The sequence below is a fragment of the Gracilibacillus thailandensis genome, from assembly GCF_010994055.1.
GTDB lineage: Bacteria > Bacillota > Bacilli > Bacillales > Amphibacillaceae > Gracilibacillus > Gracilibacillus lacisalsi.
Map to the genome: position 1 here is coordinate 28,026 of NZ_WJID01000003.1, position 13,276 is coordinate 41,301.

11 protein-coding genes are annotated in these 13,276 nt (G+C 36.6%); 8 read left to right on the forward strand and 3 right to left on the reverse strand.

What is annotated here, in order from left to right; genetic code table 11:
* The first annotated feature begins 32 nt into the window (after positions 1 to 32).
* From GH715_RS01655 to GH715_RS01665, 3 genes are all read left to right on the forward strand, one after another.
* Positions 33 to 1,583, forward strand: a complete 1,551-nt coding sequence (locus GH715_RS01655; protein WP_153834107.1) for a polyamine aminopropyltransferase — start codon at positions 33 to 35, stop codon at positions 1,581 to 1,583.
* Positions 1,584 to 1,655: 72 nt separating this feature from the next.
* Positions 1,656 to 2,336 (forward strand): metal-dependent hydrolase, encoded by a 681-nt coding sequence (locus tag GH715_RS01660; protein ID WP_153834108.1) that lies wholly within the window; start codon positions 1,656 to 1,658, stop codon positions 2,334 to 2,336.
* A 602-nt stretch (positions 2,337 to 2,938) separates the two neighbouring features.
* Positions 2,939 to 4,252 carry a DRTGG domain-containing protein gene (locus GH715_RS01665; protein ID WP_153834109.1) on the forward strand — a complete coding sequence of 438 codons (1,314 nt, stop codon included), beginning with the start codon at positions 2,939 to 2,941 and terminating at the stop codon, positions 4,250 to 4,252.
* Positions 4,253 to 4,670: 418 nt separating this feature from the next.
* Here GH715_RS01665 and GH715_RS01670 read toward each other — a convergent pair whose 3' ends face one another.
* Positions 4,671 to 4,970: a YtpI family protein gene (locus GH715_RS01670; RefSeq protein WP_153834110.1), complete on the reverse strand. Its 300-nt coding sequence runs from the start codon at positions 4,968 to 4,970 to the stop codon at positions 4,671 to 4,673.
* Between the two features lie 120 nt (positions 4,971 to 5,090).
* Here GH715_RS01670 and GH715_RS01675 point away from each other — a divergent pair, with 120 nt between their 5' ends.
* A complete protein-coding gene (locus GH715_RS01675) occupies positions 5,091 to 6,035 on the forward strand; it encodes a DHH family phosphoesterase (RefSeq protein WP_153834111.1) in 945 nt (314 codons plus the stop codon).
* A 54-nt stretch (positions 6,036 to 6,089) separates the two neighbouring features.
* Here the strand turns inward: GH715_RS01675 and ytrI are convergent, their stop codons facing one another.
* Together ytrI and ytrH are read right to left on the reverse strand one after the other, a co-directional pair.
* Positions 6,090 to 6,602 (reverse strand): sporulation membrane protein YtrI, encoded by a 513-nt coding sequence (gene ytrI / locus GH715_RS01680; protein ID WP_153834112.1) that lies wholly within the window; start codon positions 6,600 to 6,602, stop codon positions 6,090 to 6,092.
* The gene (gene ytrH / locus GH715_RS01685) at positions 6,602 to 6,934 is read right to left on the reverse strand and encodes a sporulation membrane protein YtrH (protein ID WP_018933542.1); all 333 of its coding nucleotides are present in this window, start codon (positions 6,932 to 6,934) and stop codon (positions 6,602 to 6,604) included. Before ytrH ends, ytrI begins: the two co-directional genes overlap by 1 nt.
* Before the next feature lie 147 nt (positions 6,935 to 7,081).
* Between ytrH and dnaE the strand changes: the two genes are divergently transcribed.
* The 4 genes from dnaE (at position 7,082) to accA (ending at position 12,901) form a co-directional block, all read left to right on the forward strand.
* On the forward strand, positions 7,082 to 10,369 hold the full coding sequence (dnaE, locus tag GH715_RS01690; RefSeq protein WP_153834113.1) for a DNA polymerase III subunit alpha: 3,288 nt from the start codon (positions 7,082 to 7,084) through the stop codon (positions 10,367 to 10,369).
* A gap of 88 nt (positions 10,370 to 10,457) precedes the next feature.
* Complete coding sequence (locus GH715_RS01695) at positions 10,458 to 11,024, forward strand: FadR/GntR family transcriptional regulator (RefSeq protein ID WP_153834114.1); 567 nt, start codon at positions 10,458 to 10,460, stop codon at positions 11,022 to 11,024.
* A 58-nt stretch (positions 11,025 to 11,082) separates the two neighbouring features.
* Entirely contained in the window at positions 11,083 to 11,949 is an 867-nt protein-coding gene (gene accD, locus GH715_RS01700; RefSeq protein WP_228760239.1) for an acetyl-CoA carboxylase, carboxyltransferase subunit beta, read from the forward strand.
* Positions 11,927 to 12,901 carry an acetyl-CoA carboxylase carboxyl transferase subunit alpha gene (accA, locus tag GH715_RS01705; protein WP_153834116.1) on the forward strand — a complete coding sequence of 325 codons (975 nt, stop codon included), beginning with the start codon at positions 11,927 to 11,929 and terminating at the stop codon, positions 12,899 to 12,901. Before accD ends, accA begins: the two co-directional genes overlap by 23 nt.
* Positions 12,902 to 13,276: the final 375 nt, after the last annotated feature.

Genomic DNA, 13,276 nt, shown 5'->3' on the forward strand with positions numbered 1-13,276 from the left:
AATCGTGACTACTTAGGAAGTGTGGAATAGGTATGGAAGAGATAAAAGTAAAGCAAAGTCATTTTATTTATTGGGCATCAGGTATCGTATCGATCTGTGGGATTATATTCGAAGTATTATTCGGTGCCCTAGGGTCTTATATTTTAGGTGATGGTGTAAAGCAATATACATTAACCATTTCCTTATTCCTGACCGGTATGGGAATTGGTGCAAGTTTAAGTGAGAAAGTAACGAAACATTTAATTTTATCTTTTATTTACATAGAATTTCTTGTTGCTTTGATTGGCGGATTTTCTAGCTTTCTCATGTTTGCAGCAACCGCCTTTTTTTCTGATGGAACAGATGCATTATTTCTTTATTCCATTACGTTAATCATTGGTGCATTAACTGGTGTTGAGTTACCGATTTTAATCAGGAAAGCTAATGAAATAGGGGTTACATTACAGCGAAGTACGGCGAGAGTGTTATTTTCTGATTATGCTGGTGGTTTAATTGGTGGTTTATTATTTGTCTTCTTATTACGACCACAATTGGGAATGGTAAAGACCGCTTTTTTAGTAGGGTTGATTAACCTTTCTGTAGCATTAGTTGTTCTTTATTTATTTCGTAAGGAGTTAATCAAAAAAACTTTGCATGGAATTGTTGGGGGAATCATCGCTCTCATGTTATTAGCTGGTTTGATTTTTGGCGAATCACTAGTTTTATCTTTTGAGCAAAAAATTTATAATGATCCGATTGTCCATCTCGAAGAAAGTCAATACCAAAAAATCGTCATTACCAAACAGGACGAAGATATTCGGCTATATCTAGATGGGGCATTGCAGTTGAGTTCGATTGATGAACATCGATACCATGAAGTATTAGTCCATCCGGCAATGGCATATACCGAAAGTCATGAAGAAGTGTTAGTTCTTGGTGGTGGTGATGGATTAGCTGTAAGGGAATTGTTAAAATATCCAGACATCAATAACATAACATTAGTTGATTTAGATCCAGCTGTTGTAGAATTGGCCAATTCAAATCCGCATCTTCTGGCGCTAAATGATCACTCCTTACAAAATGAGCATGTTAAAGTGGTTAATCAGGATGCATTTGAATTTCTAGAGCAAAGTGACGATTGGTATGACGCCATTTTCGTAGATTTGCCAGATCCTAATAATGAAAGTCTTAATAAATTATATACGAAAGAATTCTATTCATTGGTTCGCAACCACTTACAGCCCGGTGGTGCGATAATGGTACAAGCAACAAGCCCAGTATTTGCTCGTGAAGTCTATTGGACGATTTCGAATACAATTGCTTCCACTGGTTTAGAAGTGGAAAATTTCCATGTAGATGTACCGAGTTTTGGTAATTGGGGATTTGTAATGGCAAGTAGGGAGCAGATAAATGTTGATTCGTTAGCCATTGATGTCGAGACGGATTTTATAACAGATGAGATGCTACAAACCCTCACCATTTTTGGCAAGGATGAAGACGAGAACATATTGGAAAAGAACGGTGAACAGAAAGAATTAGAGGTCAATACCTTAATTAACCCTAGACTAATAGAAATCTATGAAAATTCTTGGCAATATTATTAATTCATGTTTAAATAAACCTTAAATGGGAAAAACGGAAATAGAATAATATAGTGAAAAGGAGTGCATATTTGCATGAAAGTATCTTTCCACGGACAATCATGTGTCAAAATTCAAACATCCGAACATACGATATTAATTGACCCATTTATCTCAGGTAACGGAACGAGTGATTTGGATCCAGATGAGCAAGAACCAGATGTTATTCTGTTAACGCATGGACATAATGATCATGTTGGTGATACGGTCAGTATTGGAGAGCGCACCAACTGTCTTATAGTGGCACCAAACGAATTAGCTGTGTACCTCGGTTCGCGAGGGTTGAATACACATCCAATGCATATTGGTGGTGCACATACATTTGATTTCGGCAAAGTGAAATTTACACCTGCCTTCCATGGCTCCATGTTTGAGGATGAGGAAGGAAACAAAATTTATGGTGGTATGCCTGGAGGTATATTATTCTTTGCTGAGGGAAAAACGATTTATCATGCAGGTGATACAGGATTATTTTCTGATTTGAAATTAATAGGAGATATGAATGATATTGACTTAGCATTTTTACCAATTGGTGATAACTTTACAATGGGACCAGAGGATGCTTTAATTGCAGCTGATTGGATACAAGCAAAGCAAGTTGTACCAATGCACTACAACACGTTCCCATTAATCGAACAAGATGGAGAAGCATTCTGCAACCAAGTAAAAACAGGAAAAGGCGTTCACCTGAAACCAGGAGAACATGTAGAATTATAAGAAAAAGGTCAAAGCGATATTGCTTTGACCTTTTTTGATGTCATGGATGACCAATGAGTTGATACGATAAAACAGGGTTGCTGAGCGGACATTTATTCCGTTATTTTAGGTAAAATCGTTAAATAGGGAGCATAATTTCGATGAATAAAGGAATAGATGTCCGTTACAAGCCGTGAATACCCCTTTTTTTGCTATTTTACGGAACAAATGTCCGCAAGAAATTCATAGACTTACTTAAGTTGATAAGTCCGTTTTTATGGGGCGTAATACCCGTTGAGCATATCGGATAATTTCTGATTCGACCCAGGTTAAAGAAGAAGGGGTTTCAATTGAAATGAATTTGCCTATGAAAGAAAGGATAAGCTGTTGACATTTTCTAGGTTCGTCTTTGATCGATAAATAATCAATAGGTAGGAACATCCAACCCATATTTTTTTATTAATACAGATAATTAATAAGAGATAAAACAGTATAACTTGATTATTTAATAACCATAAGAAATGCATAATATTTCAAGAAAAAATTGAATATTACAATGAACAACTGTATAATTATAATAAGAGAAAATATACTAGTACAGATGAAAGAATGGTGAAAAGCGATTGGCTACAAAACATGAACAAATTCTATCCTTTATTGAATCTTTAAAAGTAGGAAATAAAATATCAGTAAGACAAATTGCCAAAGAGCTTAATGTAAGTGAAGGAACAGCTTATCGTGCCATAAAAGAAGCAGAGAACAAGGGGCTGGTTAGTACCATTGAGCGCGTTGGAACCATTCGAATCGAACGCAAACAAAAAGAAAACTTTGAAAATCTAACCTTTGCCGAAATTGTAAGTATTGTAGATGGGCAAGTACTTGGAGGAAGAGACGGTTTATACAAAACATTAAACAAGTTTGTTATCGGTGCGATGAAGCTTGATGCAATGATGCGCTATACCGAAAAGGATTCGCTTTTGATCGTTGGTAATCGTACAGAAGCCCATCAATTAGCGTTAAAAGAAGGTGCGGCTGTACTTATTACTGGTGGATTTGATACAGATGATACAACCAAGCAATTAGCAGATCAAAAACAATTACCGATTATTTCAACAAGTTATGATACTTTTACCGTAGCTGCGATGATTAATCGTGCTATTTATGATCAGCTCATCAAAAAAGAAATAGTGTTAGTTGGTGATATTTATACGAAGGTAGAAGATACATATTTTTTAAAAACGAAAGACCAAGTTGCCAAATGGTATGAATGGGAAGAACAAACAACACATAGTCGCTATCCTGTAGTGGATGAAAAACATAAAGTGGTAGGAATTGTTACATCAAAAGATGTGATTGGACGTAAGATGGATATGTTAATCGAAAAGGTGATGACCAAAAATCCGTTAACCGTGATGAAAGAAACTTCCTTGGCATATGCGGCACATATGATGGTCTGGGAAGGTATAGAAATCATGCCTGTTGTCGATCATCATCATCAATTGGAGGGACTTATTTCTCGTCAAGATGTGTTGAAAGCACTTCAGCACATTCAAAAACAGCCGCAAGTCGGTGAAACTATTGATGATATCGTTTCAAATTATTTTGATCATTCACCTTCAGATCCACAACATGCTACTTATCATGCCGAGATCACTCCACAAATGACGAACCAACTAGGAACGTTATCTTATGGCGTATTTGTTTCCTTTGTCATTGAAGCGGCGCGAAGATTGTTGCGGTATCAGAAGAAAGGTGACTTGGTTGTGGAGAATATTACAGTTTATTTCATCAAACCTATTCAATTAGAAACAACGGTTACCTTTCAGCCCAAAATTATCGATGTTGGCAGAAAGTCGGCAAAAGTTGATATAGAGGTATATCATGAGAAAAAAGTAGTTGGAAAAGCGATGCTGATGGCACAGTTAATTGATCGTTAAATCAGTAGTAGAGCTAACTTTGGATAATAACTGAAAACTCAAGAATATTTTCAGTAGCATCACGAGAATGCTATTATGTGGTAAGCGGACATTTAGTACGTTATTTGACTGAATAATCCCATTTTTTCGATGCGTGCGGACATTTAATCCCTTATTTGATGACTTTTGACAAAAAAAGCATTGTTTTTTAAAGAATAGCGGAATGGATGTCCGACAACATGATAAAAATGGCATTATTGTCACAAATAACGGAATAAATGTCCGCTCCCGCGAAGCCAAGTATCTTGCCGGAACGTATTGCACCTCTAATACAAACCTCAGAATGATTTAAAAGCAAATCCGCAAAAGAGAGTTATCCCGGTGCCACTACTGATCATCGTCTCAATTTGTGGATGGTGCGTTAAGGTTATTAGAAAAGTTATTGATTCGTTTGTGCTCTTTTTTGAAATTCTCCCTTATAATGAGACAAACGTTTAATACCACCATATCCTTGTACAACTCCAAAGAAAAGAAATACAAGTGTTATAAATAAAGCAAGCTGTGTTTGATAATATAAGTATTGATTGACACCAAAAACGCCGATAAAAACACCCAATGCTATCCGAGCTTTGGCATTTTTAATCTCTTGCATCAGTGGATCACGATCCCGTATTATCATTACTTTATAATAAATATACATCATAAACGATAAGATAATCATGATGGGGAAAATAACCATAGTAAAAACCTCCAATAACATAACGAGCTATATGCTAGATAAAAATACCTTTCTATTGTATCGTGACTATAATAGAATTGCTAGTGAAAAAATAATAGGTACTAAAAAAGGAGTATATATATGTCAGTAATGTCGCAAATATTAGAGAAAATAAAACAGTACGATACGATTATCATTCACCGCCATGTTCGTCCTGATCCTGATGCATACGGATCTCAAAGTGGACTTGCCGAAATTATTAAAGCAAGCTTTCCAGCTAAAAATGTATATGTAGTTGGTGAAGAGGAAGCCTCTTTATCATTCCTAGCAACAATGGATGATATTGATGACAATGTTTATTCAAATGCCCTTGTTATTGTATGTGACACAGCAAATCAAGAAAGAATTTCTGATCAACGTTTCGAGCAAGCCAAGGAAGTGGTGAAAATCGATCATCATCCAGTAGTGGATGCTTATGGAGAACTGCAATGGATAGATGTAGATGCGAGTTCCACAAGTGAAATGATTTACCATTTTTATAGAGAACACAAAGACAACGGGTTAAAAATGTCTGATAGAGCTGCCTTTCTTTTGTATAGTGGAATAGTTGGTGATACTGGTCGCTTTTTATTTCCGAGTACGACCGAAAGGACTTTCCAATATGCCTCAGAATTAGTTGCATATAATTTTGACCGCTCTGAGATGTATGAAGAAATGTACAAAACAAACTTAAACATTGCCAAATTGAAAGGCTACATTCTTCAAAATATATCTGTATCAGAAGCTGGTGTAAGCTATGTCAAATTAACAAAGGATATTTTAAATGAGTTTGAGGTAGAGGCATCGGAGACTAGCTCTGTGGTAGGGGTGTTAGGAGATATTGAGGGGATCAAAGTATGGGTGATATTTGTCGAAGAAGACGATGTTATTCGTGTTCGAATCCGCTCCAAAGGCCCTGTTATTAATCAAGTAGCAGCAAATTATGAAGGTGGCGGACATCCGCTTGCATCTGGTGCTAAAATTCATCAGTGGGAGAAAGTAGACGATGTTTTGGCTGATTTAGAAGAAGTATGTAAAGAGCAATAACCTTAAGAGATCATCTCTCAAGGTCAGCAAGTGTTGTATGACCTTGAGAAATGATTAGGATTGTGCCATCTTAAGTTCGATCGATAAATATACTGTCTCCGTTACAATAATTCTGCGAACTTCTGCTTGAAACCTGAAATCATCTATATTAATAGTTTTGTTTTCAATAGTCGAAATAAGTAAATCAATGGAATTGATAATCTCCTCCACGCTTTTTCCGATAGCATGAGATGCCTCGGTTCGAACAGCATCTTCTAATTGTTGAATCATAATTCGGTCAGAGTCTATATTCAATTCTTCCAGATTTAAAAATTCAATATTAATTTCTCCAACCTGCAAACCTTGTTTTGTTTGCTGATCAAGTGCTTCATGATTTTTTCGTAAATTTTCATAGCTTTGTCTAAGGTCCTGAAGATCTCCGCGCAATGCCAGATTTTCTTCAATCCACTTTTCTTGTAATTCGCCAAACATGTAAATAAAGATTAAATAGCCGATAATCGTACCAATCGCAACACCGGCCAGAAATCGTTGCCAAGATGGACGTTTGTGATACGGTGGAATGTGCATTATTGTATCTCCTCTTGAATAATCCATTCGATAATTAATAGTGCAGTATGTGCACCGCCCATTGCAGTAATAATTAGTAAAATTTGTTTTACTAAATCAATAGTAGATCCTTCGTAGATACCTCTTTCAAAATTATAGATGGCATCAAAAGTACCGCCAATTGCTGCAACAATAGCCCAAATGCGTAAATTTTTAGCAATCCGGTTAATATGTGTGAATGGGGCATCGCCAGCTACAAATGCACCTATACTCCCAATGATCGAACCACCAATCATTACACCAAAAGCGATAAAATAACATTGAATCATCGTTGCCATGAAGCGTTCTTCCATTCACACCCCTCCCGGGAATTAATTTAATCCTTAATTAAAATATATGGCAAACTTGTCTACTATATGTTTACTAACTTACAAGTTGCACAAGGTCTGATATAATAAAGGAACGAAACATTTGATCGCATTGCACTAGGAGGTGATAATATGTCGGATTTATCTGCACTGCAACTGAAAAGTGGCTACTCTTTAATGAATAGTACGATCCAAATCGAACCGTTAGTCAAACAGGCGAAAAGTTATGGCTATCAGCACCTGGCATTGACGGACGAAGGAATCCTGCATGGTGCAATTCCTTTTTATCAAGCATGTAAGAAGGCAGGCATTAATCCAATTATCGGGCTTTCTTATCGCATTGAACTCCATGAGTATTCAGTTGCCGTCATTGCTTTAGCTAAAAATGCAACAGGCTACAAGCATTTGCTACAAATAAGTACAGCACTGCAGCACGGTGAAAAAATAACGATCGATATGATGAAGAACTACGATGAATCACTTTTTACCATTCTGCCTGCCGAACAATGGTCAGTAGCACAAATAGAAGCAAATCTCCAACAAATTAGTTCGCATAGTGGTTGGAACAATATCTATCTCGGTGTATCAGAACAGTTGGTCGATCAGCGTAACATCCTTGAACAACTGAATATTAAAAAGGTCGCTTTGTCAGATATAAGATACTTGAATAAGCAAGAAGTGGTTGCTTATAGTTGTTTACGAGCTATGGATCAAGGTGTGAAATGGAATAAGGAAATGTTGGAGGATGTGGAAGGTACCTATTTAAAATCTGCTGATGAACTAAACATAGCTTTTCGAGCATGGCCAGAGTTACTGACCGAAGCTAACCAGTTAGCAGCACAGTGTCAAATTGAACTTCGTTTAGGACAAAGGTTATTACCTAAATATCCTGTCCCAGGTGGTATCCATGCCGATCAATATTTAGAGGAATTATGTGAAAAACAAATACCTGATAAATATTCCCATGTAACAGACGAGATTACAGATCGCCTCCACTATGAAATTGATGTTATTCAATCGATGGGCTTTAGTGATTATTTTCTCATTGTTTGGGACTTTGTAAATTATGCCAAAGAAAATCAAATTATGGTTGGACCAGGTCGTGGCTCAGCTGCCGGTTCCCTTGTCGCCTATCTACTAGGTATTACAGATGTTGACCCAATTCAATATGATTTATTATTTGAACGATTTTTAAATCCGGATCGTGTGACGATGCCTGATATTGATATAGACTTTTCCGATGAGAAGAGAGATCAAGTGATTCGTTATGTTGTAGAGAAATATGGAAGTGATCATGTAGCACAAATCATCACTTTCGGAACATTTGCGGCACGATCTTTATTAAGAGAGCTTTTTAAAGTTTTAGACATACCTGATAATGATCAGGCTTATATTTTAAAGGCATTGCCAAAGGATAGTAATAGTAGTATTGCGGCATTATTAAAGCAAACAACGGAATTAACGGAGTATGTTAAACAATCGGAGCAGTTGAGACGTTTATTTAAAATTGCTAATCAGCTTGAAGGTCTCCCTCGACATGTATCAACACACGCTGCCGGCGTTATTATTAGTGATCAAGAGATGACACAACACGTCGCAACAATGCCATCTCAAAGTAATGTTGAGCTTACGCAATATCCTATGAATGATCTGGAGAAAATTGGTTTGTTAAAAATTGACTTTCTCGGATTACGTAACTTGACATTGATTGAGAAGATTTTAAAACAAATTGAATATCATCATAAGCAGATTATTTCTTTACAAGACATCCCCTTTGATGATGAAAATACCTATAGACTTTTGCAAAAAGGAGAAACAAATGGTATTTTTCAACTAGAATCGCAAGGGATGCAAAAAGTTTTACGGGAATTACGCCCGACAAATTTTGAAGATATCGTAGCAGTAAATGCCTTGTATCGACCAGGTCCAATGGAGTTTATCCCAACCTATATCGAGCGCAAACACAAAAAGAAGGAAATACCTCACCTTCATCCTGATTTAACCTCGATATTGGAAAAAACATATGGTGTGCTCGTTTATCAGGAACAGATTATGCAAATTGTTCATAAAATGGCTGGTTTTACATATGGTGAAGCAGATATTCTGAGAAGGGCAGTCAGTAAGAAAGATAAAACCCTTTTAATGGAGAACAAACAAAAATTCATCAATGGAAGTTTGAAAAATGGGTACCATAACCAGACGGCAGAAGAAGTTTTTGATTGGATTGTCCGATTCTCTAATTATGGATTTAACCGAAGTCATGCTGTTGCCTATAGTGTTATTGCCTATCAATTAGCATACCTAAAAGCAAATTATCCTGTTGCTTTCTTTATTGAAATGTTGAGTATGCATATGGGAAACAGTGAAAAAATCCAAATTTATTTGCGAGAAGCGAAAAACAGAAATATTGCGGTTTTACCGCCATCGATTAATCATAGTATCGGTAAATTCAAAGCAGAAAATGGTAGTATCAGAATTGGCTTAAATATGATTAAAGGAATAGGATTTCAAGCTGTACAAACGATATTGGATGCCCGCAAAAATCAGCGATTTAAAAATTTATTTGATTTTTGCTTACGTGTACCCTTGCAAAAAATCAACCGGACAATTATTGAGTCACTCATATTAGCTGGAGCATTTGATGAACTGCATGACAACCGTGCAACCCTGTTAGCTAGTCTTGATGAGGCAATGGAACAAGGCGAGTTATTTAGAGAATTTGATGATCAAATTCATTTCTTTGAGGGGGATTTAGCGTTAGATGTTTCTTATACAGAGACAGATCCCTATCCAATTATGAAGCAATTGATGATGGAGAAAGAAGTGATAGGTTTTTTTGTATCGACTCATCCATTAGCTCAGGTACGTGATAAAATTCGTAAGTATGGATATGTTTCGATCGAACAAGCAAACCAGCTAAAGCAGAAAAAGATAAAAATGGCTGCCGTAGTCCAGTCGCTAAAAGTTATCCGAACTAAAAAAGGAGAAACAATGGCTTTTGCAACGATCTCGGATGAATCGGGGGAAATGGATACCGTCATATTTCCTAATATATTCCGACAAGTAAATCATTGGCTTGAAGAAGATAGTTTCGTGTTTGTGGAAGGAAAATTAGAAGAACGAAATGAAAAAAAACAATTAATTGTCAATGATATTCAACCATATCAACTGGAAGAGAAGCAACTAACCACAGACAGTGTATACATTAAAGTACTAGATGAGCAAGAAGAATCATTAGCGAAATTGGAAGAGTTAGCGACGAAGTTTCCCGGGTCTTCAACTGTTTACCTTTATCAAGAGAGTCAACGACAATTGTTTAAGTTATCGAGTCACTATAGTCTAGATAGCGCGTGGAATGTTGTCAAAGAGTTAAAACAATATTTTGGAGAAGATAATGTAGTGATTAGGCATTCTTCATAGAAGGGTGCCTCTTTACATCATTTATTGATCTGATATAATGTAGTAGTTAATTGGTCTGACCAGTAAAGACTTTAACAGGGGGAAAGTGATGTCAGAGCGCAGTAAAGTATATCAGCAAGTGCTAAGTGAAATTCAACGTCTTATCAAAGAAGATGGGTATTTACCTGGAGATAAACTGCCATCTGAAAGGCAGTTATCTGTGCAATTAGATGCAGCTAGATCCTCTGTTAGAGAAGCTTTAAGAGCTATTGAATTATTGGGGATAATCGAAACAAGGCAAGGAGAAGGTACGTATTTAAGGGATTATCAAACGTACCACGCCGTAGAATTGTTAGCTTCATTTGTCTTACAAGATTCTCAAATACAAGAAGAGTTACAACAAGCGAAAAAAGTATTAGAAAACTATGTATTATCCATTGATTCCCTTTCCGATCAACAATTAACACAGCTGAGAGAGATTTTAGCTGATTCATCTTTGTCGAAAGAGGAAAAGCATCATCGTTTCTTTTTGGTCTTTTTTAAAGCAAATGACAACCAACTTTTGTTAAGAATATGGCGACTTATGCAAGACTTTTCAGAGAATATTGAGCAAGATGTTTACCCTGATCAATATTATTGTGATATGTTAAAAAAATACAAAAAAACAATTGAATAAGCAATTTTAGATTTGAATACATTGTAGTGTAATGAAGAAGGAGGAATCTTCCTTGTTGATGTTTGGAAAAAAGAAAAAATATGCTTCCATTCCTGGTGAGAATGCAAAGAAAGATGTACCAGAAGGTTTGATGCAAAAATGCAATGGATGCAAAAAGATATTTTATCAAAAAGAGCTTATAAAAAACTTAAATGTCTGCCCGGAGTGTGGACATCATCATCAAATTTCTGCATATGACCGTATTAACAGTCTATTTGATGAAGGTAGTTTTGAGGAGTGGGATAAAGACTTATTATCGCAAAATCCACTACAATTTCCTCAGTATGAAGAAAAATTAGAAAAAGATCGAATAAAAACTGGATTAAATGAAGCTGTAGTAACTGGTGAAGGTAAAATACACGAGAGCAGAACTGCAATCGCAATTATGGATTCTCGTTTTCGAATGGGAAGTATGGGATCTGTTGTAGGCGAGAAAATTGCAAGAGCGATAGAGCGAGCTCGTGAAGAAAAAATGCCGATTATCATTTTCACTGCCTCAGGTGGCGCTCGTATGCAGGAAGGTATATTAAGTCTGATGCAGATGGCTAAGACGTCCATTGCCATTCAACGTTTGCATAGTGAAAATGGGTTATTTATTTCCGTAATGACAAATCCTACTACAGGTGGAGTATCTGCTAGTTTTGCTTCGATCGGCGATTACAATTTCGCTGAGCCAGGTGCACTAATCGGTTTTGCCGGTAGACGAATTATTGAACAAACCATTCGTGAAAAGTTACCAAAAGATTTTCAAACAGCTGAATTTCAGTTGAAACATGGACAAGTCGATAAAGTAATCTCGCGCGCGGAGATGCGAGATACACTAGGAACGATATTGGATATCCATGGATATGGAGGTGAAACAGTTGAAACAAGTGCTGGAGTTTGAGAAACCTGTTATTGAATTACGTGAAAAAATAGAAGAATTAAAAGCTATGACAAAAGACAGTGATATAGATTTATCTGATGAAATAAGTAAAATGGAAGAACGTCTAGCTAAATTAGAAAATGAAATTTACGGGAAGTTAAAACCTTGGGATCGTGTACAAATCGCACGTCACGCAGAACGTCCTACTTCATTAGACTATATTGAGCAATTATTTACTAATTTTATTGAATTTCATGGAGATCGTTTTTTCGGAGATGACGAAGCGATTGTTGCAGGAATCGCCAAGTACAAAGGCAAGCCTGTTACAATTATTGGGCAACAACGTGGTAAAAATACGAAAGATAATATTAAACGTAATTTTGGAAGTCCACACCCTGAAGGGTACCGAAAAGCATTGCGCCACATGAAACAAGCAGAGAAGTTCAACAGACCGATTATTACTTTTATTGATACCAAAGGTGCTTATCCAGGTAAAGCTGCAGAAGAACGTGGTCAAAGTGAAGCAATAGCTAGAAACTTGATGGAGATGGCAGGTATTAAAGTCCCAATCATCTGTGTGGTAATTGGTGAAGGTGGAAGTGGTGGAGCTTTAGGTATTGGTGTAGGAGACCGAATTCACATGCTAGAGAATTCCACTTACTCCGTTATTTCTCCAGAAGGTGCAGCTGCTTTGCTTTGGAAAGATTCGGGACAAGCAGAAAAAGCTGCAAAATCGTTAAAAATAACTGCTCCTGATTTAAAAGCATTAGATGTTATTGATGAGGTAATACCAGAACCACTTGGTGGAGCACACCGTGACAAGGTCACCCAAGCCTTAAGCATCAGCAAAGTATTAGATGATTCGTTACGCGAGTTAGAAGAGGAAAATGAAACTTCTCTACTCGAAAAACGATGGGAAAAGTACAAACAAATCGGTGAAGTCCAATCATCCATAGAAAAAGTAGAAGTCTAAATTCAAATAAACCTCTCCAACTTCAGGAGAGGTTTTTCTAATTGCGTTTGTGAAAATAGTGCGGTAATACAAGGGATATCCCCGGAAGAGCTATCCTGTTCCAAGGAAAAAGTCTTCTCTTCCGGGGATAATCGATTATATCCAGGGAAGAGAAGGAGATATCCCTGGAAGAGCTATCCTGTTCCAAGGAAAAAGTTTTCTCTTCCGAGGATAAACGATTATATCAAGGCAAGTGAAGTGAGGAGCCGGATGATCACGATAAATGTCAAAATGCCTTCATAGGTAACTGTAAATTAAGTTTCGAACAAACAGTATTTTCATTACTTCGCAGTATATATTATATCTAATACTATTTATTATAAAGATAAATAGAGT

What these genes read in the sequence shown, in the direction of transcription:
- GH715_RS01655 (WP_153834107.1), top strand. Translation starts at nt 33, where the DNA reads ATGGAAGAGATAAAAGTAAAGCAAAGTCATTTTATTTATTGGGCATCA.
- GH715_RS01660 (WP_153834108.1), top strand. Translation starts at nt 1,656, where the DNA reads ATGAAAGTATCTTTCCACGGACAATCATGTGTCAAAATTCAAACATCC.
- GH715_RS01670 (WP_153834110.1), bottom strand. Translation starts at nt 4,970, where the DNA reads ATGGTTATTTTCCCCATCATGATTATCTTATCGTTTATGATGTATATT.
- GH715_RS01675 (WP_153834111.1), top strand. Translation starts at nt 5,091, where the DNA reads ATGTCAGTAATGTCGCAAATATTAGAGAAAATAAAACAGTACGATACG.
- ytrI (WP_153834112.1), bottom strand. Translation starts at nt 6,602, where the DNA reads ATGCACATTCCACCGTATCACAAACGTCCATCTTGGCAACGATTTCTG.
- ytrH (WP_018933542.1), bottom strand. Translation starts at nt 6,934, where the DNA reads ATGGAAGAACGCTTCATGGCAACGATGATTCAATGTTATTTTATCGCT.
- dnaE (WP_153834113.1), top strand. Translation starts at nt 7,082, where the DNA reads ATGTCGGATTTATCTGCACTGCAACTGAAAAGTGGCTACTCTTTAATG.
- GH715_RS01695 (WP_153834114.1), top strand. Translation starts at nt 10,458, where the DNA reads ATGTCAGAGCGCAGTAAAGTATATCAGCAAGTGCTAAGTGAAATTCAA.
- accD (WP_228760239.1), top strand. Translation starts at nt 11,083, where the DNA reads ATGTTTGGAAAAAAGAAAAAATATGCTTCCATTCCTGGTGAGAATGCA.